General features: G+C 58.4%; 7 protein-coding genes. All 7 read left to right on the top strand.

From position 1 onward, the window contains the following. A partial coding sequence (locus HY011_33860; protein ID MBI3427937.1) for an efflux RND transporter permease subunit occupies window positions 1-921 on the top strand: 921 nt, incomplete at its 5' end. Then, window positions 918-1,220 (top strand): hypothetical protein, encoded by a 303-nt coding sequence (locus HY011_33855; GenBank protein ID MBI3427936.1) that lies wholly within the window; start codon window positions 918-920, stop codon window positions 1,218-1,220. The genes HY011_33860 and HY011_33855, both read left to right, overlap by 4 nt. Further along, the gene (locus HY011_33850; GenBank protein ID MBI3427935.1) at window positions 1,217-1,663 is read left to right on the top strand and encodes a response regulator; all 447 of its coding nucleotides are present in this window, start codon (window positions 1,217-1,219) and stop codon (window positions 1,661-1,663) included. Before HY011_33855 ends, HY011_33850 begins: the two co-directional genes overlap by 4 nt. Before the next feature lie 108 nt (window positions 1,664-1,771). Continuing rightward, window positions 1,772-2,335, top strand: coding sequence for a hypothetical protein (locus HY011_33845; GenBank protein MBI3427934.1), 564 nt, complete (start codon window positions 1,772-1,774; stop codon window positions 2,333-2,335). Window positions 2,336-2,577: 242 nt separating this feature from the next. Continuing rightward, entirely contained in the window at window positions 2,578-3,549 is a 972-nt protein-coding gene (locus HY011_33840) for a hypothetical protein (GenBank protein ID MBI3427933.1), read from the top strand. A 28-nt stretch (window positions 3,550-3,577) separates the two neighbouring features. Beyond that, window positions 3,578-6,073: a heavy metal translocating P-type ATPase gene (locus HY011_33835; protein ID MBI3427932.1), complete on the top strand. Its 2,496-nt coding sequence runs from the start codon at window positions 3,578-3,580 to the stop codon at window positions 6,071-6,073. Further along, complete coding sequence (locus HY011_33830; protein MBI3427931.1) at window positions 6,070-7,164, top strand: PAS domain-containing sensor histidine kinase; 1,095 nt, start codon at window positions 6,070-6,072, stop codon at window positions 7,162-7,164. The genes HY011_33835 and HY011_33830 overlap by 4 nt, the downstream gene beginning before the upstream one ends. Window positions 7,165-7,169 lie beyond the last annotated feature (5 nt).

The raw sequence follows: 7,169 nt of genomic DNA, 5'->3' as shown, positions 1-7,169 counted from the left end.
GTGAAGGCCATGAGCGAAATGCTCGTGGACACCGAGAAGGGCCAGAAAGTGCCGCTGGCGTTGCTGGCTGACGTGCGCGACAGCAAAGGCCCGAACATCATCAATCGCGAAAACGTCCAGCGCCGCATCGTCGTTCAGGCCAATGTTTCAGGGCGCGACCTTGGGGCGGTCGTCACGGAAATTCAAAAGAAGATCACCGAGAAGGTTCACCTGCCGGCCGGCTTCTTCATCAGCTACGAAGGCCAGTTCCAGAGCCAACAGGAAGCCACGCGGCTCATCGGCATCCTTTCTATCGTGACGTTGGCGACAATGTTCCTGGTCCTCTTTTCGCACTTCCGCTCGACGATGATTGTCGCGCAAATTCTGCTGAACATCCCGCTGGCCTTCATCGGCGGGCTGGCGCTGACCTACTTCATGGTCGGCAAAGTTTCCATCGCCACGCTCGTCGGCCTCATCACCCTGGCCGGCATCGCCTCGCGCAACACCATCATGATGATTTCGCACTACATCCACCTGATGGAGCACGAGGGCGAGAAGTTTGACGAGAAGATGATCGTGCGCGGCTCGCTCGAACGGCTCGTGCCCGTGACGATGACCGCCGCCGTCGCAGGGTTGGCGCTCGTTCCGCTCGTCCTCGCGGCGGGCCAGCCGGGCAAAGAGATTTTGTATCCGGTCGCAGTTGTCATTCTCGGCGGACTCATCAGTTCGACGCTTCTCGACATGGCGGTGACACCGGCCGTGTTCTTCAAGTTCGGTCGCCGCGCCGCCGAGAAATACATCGTGCGCGATCAGACCGACCCGCTGGATGCCATCCCAGCTTTGCCAGCCAGCGGTGCGAAAAATGTCCCCCAACACGCAGTCCACGCATCCGCAGTTGAAACGGTTGATGCTGGGGAAGGAAACACGAAAGGAAAATTATGAAACCAAAAAAGAACCAGCCGCACCCGGTGCGAATCGAGTTCAACCATGAACAGGCACAAGCCGTGTTCATCGCCGGAACTTTTAACGACTGGAATCCCAACACAACGCCCATGATTGCTCTTGGCAAAGGAAGATGGGGCAAGGAATTGGCGCTGCCGCCCGGACGCTATGAATACCAGCTCGTGGTGGACGGCATTTGGACCTGCGACCCGTCAGCGCCGGAGCAAGTTCCCAATCCGTATGGAGGTCATAACTCCGTGCTGATTGTGGTAAGCGGGCAAAATCGCACCGAACGATGACTACCGCGACAAACAATGCAGACGCTGTCCAGATCCCGCGCGGACGCATTCTCCATGCCGAGGATGATGAGATGACGTCCATCCTCATTACGCGGTATCTGACCGAAAAGGGGTATGAGGTCGAGACCGTAGCAAATGGTGTGAAAGCGCTCCGCTGCGTGCTCAAGCACCCGGGCTATTTCGATTTGATAATCAGCGACCAGGTAATGCCCGAACTCACGGGGGTAGAGTGGCTCACGACACTCCGCAAGACGGGCTATCCCGGAAAGATCATCGTCTTTGCTGCGCAGTTTTCCGCCGATGTGGAAACCCAGTTCCGAGCGGTGGGTGTAGATCGCATCCTCTGGAAATCAGCGGACCTCACTCCGCTCCATGACACAATTGAGGAGTTGTTGAATACCCCTCACACCGCAGGTGAATGCAAATTCCACGACAACATTTGATTTGAAGCAAAACAATTTCCCGAACCCAAAACCAGAACGCCCCCGCCATGTCGGCGGAAACCGGTGTCACGGCGGAGTTCGGGGAGCAACAACAAGAGCAAAAGAACTATGAAAACAAAAACACTACTGGCGATGGGGCTTTGCGCTGCCATCGGTTTGATGAGCCTCACCACGGCCACGCGCGCGCTGGCTGACGACAAGGAGAAGGATGAGAAAGCAGAGAAAGTAAAAATCCCCGATACGGTCGAAGGCATTTTCAAAGCGATTCACGAAGATCACATGGAACTCGCCGAGACGGTGAAAAACAAAAAACTGGCCGACGTGCATCATCACGCCTTCGCCATTCGCGACCTCGCCAATGCGCTCCCTGCGAAAGCCGCCGCCGACAAAAAGAAGCAGGTCGAAGGCACGGTCAAGAACATCGCCAAGCTCGCTGGCGACCTCGACGAGTCCGGCGACGCCAATGACCAAGCCAAGACCGAGGCCAACCTGAAAAAGTTGGACGGCCTGATCAAAGTCTTGGAGACGCAATTCGGCATCAAGCCGGCGGGCGGCGACCATGCACAGCAATACACCTGTCCAATGCACGAAGACGTGGTGAAAGACGCGCCGGGCGACTGCCCCAAGTGTGGAATGAAACTCGTGCTCAAGAAGGACGAACACAAACATTGAATGCGAGAACCGCGCGCGAGCAGTTTTCTCCCATTAAAACATGAAGATCAAAATTACCCTCCTACTCACGATGTTGGCGGCGGGGTTGGCGCTGACCGGCTGCGCCAGCATGGAAGACAATTCCAGCCAGTCCCCCGCTCCTCATACGCATAACCACTAACACGATCACGGCGGCGGGTGGACGACTCTAGTTGTCCGCTCGCCGCGCAAGAACTCAACACTCCAAATCCATGAAAAAAACATTGCTCCTTCCTCTCTCCGTGCTGGCCGTTGTGCTGGCGCTCACCGCGTGCAACCGCAGCCATCACGAACACAGTTCCGGCGAACAGCCCGGCCACGAACACGCCGCCGCCGCGAAATACACCTGCCCCGCTCACCCCGACGTTGTGCAGGACAAACCCGGCAAATGCCCCAAGTGCGGCATGACCTTGAAGGAGGCCGCGAGCGGGGGACACAAAGAAGGCGCACACGGCGGCCATGCCGCAGAGCCGACGCTTAAAGCCACCGTCACCACCCAAGCACCCTTGCAAGTGGGCCAAAAAGCCGAAGCCGTTTTGCGTCTTGCCAAGAGGGATGGTTCGCCAGTGCTGCTCTCGGACTTGAAGGATGCGCACACAAAAAAGATTCACCTGCTCATCAACGACCAGAGCCTGACGGATTATCATCACGAACACCCCGTGCCGACCGGCACGCCGGGTGAATACGCCTTCAGCTTCACGCCGCGCAAGCCAGGGGCTTATCGCGTTTGGGCAGACTTGCTCCCCGTGGCTTCGGACGCGCAAGAGTATTCCATGACGGACATAGCCGCCTCGACGCAAGGCGAACCCATCACCGAGCGAGAAATCAAGACGGTGGACGAGGTGGAGAGGTTGAAATACGAAGTCGTGTTCGACAAGACCAAACTCACCGTCGGCGAAGCTGCGATGGGCAAACTTAAAATCACCCAGCCGGATGGGAAAATCTTCACTCAGCTTGAACCCATCATGGCCACTTACGCGCATCTCGTGGCTTTCGGCGAAGATTACAAGTCCATCGTCCACATCCACCCGATGGGCGCAGAGCCGACGAAGGACACTGACCGGGGCGCTGGCAGCCTAGAGTTTCATATACAACCCGAACAGCCCGGCCTCATGCGGCTCTACGCGCAAGTCCAAATCGGCGGCGTGTCCAAGTTCGCCCGGTTCACGCTCCAAGTCACACCGAGTCAGAAATGACGCGATGGACTTCATGAAAAACTGACCCATGACCAAAGACCCGATTTGTGGAATGACGGTGGACGAAGCGACGGCTCTGCACGCTGAACGCGACGGACAGACGTTTTACTTTTGCAGCGACCATTGCCGCACAAAGTTCTTGGCCGAGGCTCAACCAGCAATCCACGCCAAGGATTCGTGTTGCGGCGGCAAGGCCAAATCCGCGCCTGTCCACGGTGATTGTTGCGGCGGTCACGAACATCACGACCATTCCCATCACGGCCACGAACACGCAACAGTGAAACCCTCGCCTGCCGCAAAATACTTCTGCCCGATGTGTCCCGGCGTGGAATCAGACAAGCAGGGTGATTGCCCAAAATGTGGAATGGCATTGGAACGAAATCCTGCGTGGGTTTCGCCGACAACGGGCAAAGTCATTTACACCTGCCCGATGCACCCGGAAGTGCAACAGGGTAATCCGGGGAATTGCCCAAAGTGCGGCATGGCGTTAGAGCCAAAAATCATGTCAGCGGTGGAGGAAGAAAATCCCGAACTTACCGACATGACGCGGCGGTTCTGGATTGGCGGGGCGCTCGCCTTGCCAGTCTTCCTGCTCGCAATGGCGCACTCAATTCCCTCGCTGCGCCACGAAAGCTGGGTGATGGGGGACACGTCACGCTGGATTCAATTCGTCCTCTCAACGCCCGTGGTGTTGTGGGCGGGCTGGCCATTCTTCAAACGCGGCTGGCGTTCAATCGTCACCTGGCAGTTGAATATGTTCACGCTCATCGCGATTGGTGTCGGCACGGCCTATTTGTTCAGCGCGGCGGTGATGCTCATACCGGGCGCTTTTCCAACTTCGCTCGCACCTGACGGCAAGGTCGGAATCTATTTCGAGGCGGCAGCAGTGATCGTTGTGCTTGTGCTGCTCGGCCAAGTGCTTGAACTCCGGGCGCGAAGCAAAACCGGAAGCGCCATCCGCGCCTTGTTGAATCTCGCGCCAAAGACCGCGCGAGTGGTTCAGGACGGCGGGGAACGTGACGTGCCGCTTGAATCCGTTCACGCCGGAGCAAAATTGCGCGTGCGGCCCGGCGAAAAAATTCCGGTAGATGGCATCCTGCTCGACGGCAAAACCTCGGTGGACGAATCCATGATTACCGGCGAGCCGCTGCCTGTGGAAAAAATCACCGGCGACAAAGTGACCGGCGGCACGCTCAACACCACCGGCAGTTTTCTCCTGCAAGCCGAACACGTCGGCAGCGAGACCGTGCTGGCGCGCATCGTCCAGATGGTTGCCGATGCACAACGCAGCCGCGCGCCCATCCAGGCATTGGCCGATAAAGTTTCCAGCTACTTCGTTCCAGCAGTGCTGGCCGTGGCGGTGTTGACCTTCATCGGTTGGGCTTGGCTCGGTCCAGACCCGCGTTTCGCTCATGCCATCGTCAACGCGGTCGCTGTGCTCATCATCGCTTGTCCATGCGCTCTCGGACTCGCCACGCCGATGTCCGTAATGGTTGGCATCGGACGCGGCGCGCAGGAAGGCGTGCTCGTTCGCAACGCCGAAGCCATCGAAGTGATGGAGAAAGTAACCACCGTCGTCGTGGACAAAACCGGCACGCTCACCGAAGGCAAGCCACGACTCACGGGAGTGATTCCGACCAACGGCATGGGGGAGGAAGGCGTGTTGTTTTACGCCGCGTCAATCGAGCAAAACAGCGAGCACCCGCTGGCTGCGGCAATTGTTCACGGCGCGAAAGAGCGCGGCGTGAAGCTGCAACCCGCCACTGAATTCAATTCCGTCACGGGCGGCGGAGTGATTGGCAAAGTCGGGGAGCGCAATGTGATTGTGGGCAAACTTAGGTTTCTACAAGAGCGTGGCGTCGGCGCACTCGAAATCGTTGAACCAAGCGCGGCGTCGTTACAAGCCGAGGGACAAACCGCGATGTTCGTTGCCCTTGACGGGCGGGTAGCGGGCATCCTTGCCGTTTCCGATCCTATCAAGGCATCCACGCCCGAAGCCATCGCGCAACTTCACCGGCTCGGTCTGAAAATCATCATGCTCACTGGCGACAACGAGCGCACCGCGAACGCCGTCGCCAAAACACTCGGACTCGACCAAGTGGAAGCCGGCGTTGAACCGCAGCACAAACACGAACGCATTCAACAACTCCGGCAACAAGGTCACATCGTTGCGATGGCTGGCGACGGTATCAACGATGCGCCTGCGCTTGCCGCCGCACACGCAGGCATCGCAATGGGCACTGGCACTGACGTGGCGATGGAAAGTGCGGGAATCACGCTCGTCAAAGGCGACCTTCGTGGCATCGCCAAGGCCATCACCTTGAGCCGTTCGATGATGCGCAACATCCGCCAAAATCTTTTCTTTGCATTCGTCTATAACGCGCTGGGAATTCCCGTCGCGGCGGGTTTGCTCTATCCATTCTTCGGCTTGCTCCTTAGTCCCATCATCGCGGGCGCGGCGATGAGTCTGAGTTCTGTCTCCGTCATCGCCAATGCGCTCCGACTGCGCGGCACGAAATTATGAATCGCTCCCATCCCCCAAACCTCGAAGCAGAACTGGCCGAACTGAAAGCCGCGCTCGACGAACACGCCATCGTGGCCATAACGGACGCGCAGGGAAAAATCACCTACGTCAATGACAAGTTCTGCGCGATCTCAAAGTATTCGCGCGAGGAATTGCTGGGGCAGGACCACCGCATCATCAACTCCGGCCATCATCCCAAGGAATTCATGCGCGATTTGTGGAGCACGATCGCGCGTGGAGAAGTTTGGAAAGGCGAAATCAAGAACAAGGCCAGAGGCGGTTCGCATTATTGGGTGGACACGACCATCGTTCCGTTCCTCAACGAACAGGGCAAACCTCGCCAATACATCGCCATCCGCGCCGACATCACTGAGCGAAAGCGGGCGGAAGAAGCCTTGTCTCAAAGCGAGGCTGAGCGCCGGCAACTGGAGCAGGCACTCGCGGCGGCGACGGAACGCGAGCGCGGACGCATCGCGCGGGAATTGCACGACGGTTTGGGTCAGCAACTCGGCGGACTGCTTTTCCTGATGAACGGTCTGCAACGGGATTTGCAATCGGCGAACGCGCCACAAGCGGAAATCGCCGGGCAGCTCTCCAAAGAACTCGCCACCGCCATCACACTAGCACGCAACCTGTCTCACGAACTCTACGCCGTCCCGCCGCAGCCGGACGGCTTGGTTCAGGCGTTGGATGATTTGGCCGAGCGCGTTTCGAGCAGACACGGCATCGCGTCTGAGTTCGCGTCCGACCTCGTCTTGGTGCATGACCAAACCGTGGCCAGCCACCTTTATCGCATCGCGCAGGAGGCCGTGCATAACGCGCTCAAGCACGGCCACGCCACGCGGATTGAAATCGCTCTGGCACAACATTCCGCCGGTGTGGAGTTGCGCGTGCGCGACAACGGCGTCGGTTTCTCGCCACAGGCGGCTTCATCCGGTCTCGGCCTTCGCACGATGGAGCAGCGCGCCAGGTTGATGGGGGGACGGTTGCAAGTTCAAGCACAGCCAGCCGTGGGCGTCGAGGTGATTTGCTCCGTGCCAAAGTTTGTTGTGGAGAAGCCCGTTGCCGATGGAATGAAACTATCTCAATAGACCAA

It is taken from the genome of Acidobacteriota bacterium (genome assembly GCA_016196035.1).
Taxonomy (GTDB): domain Bacteria; phylum Acidobacteriota; class Blastocatellia; order RBC074; family RBC074; genus JACPYM01.
This window is presented reverse-complemented; position numbering and strand designations above follow the sequence as displayed.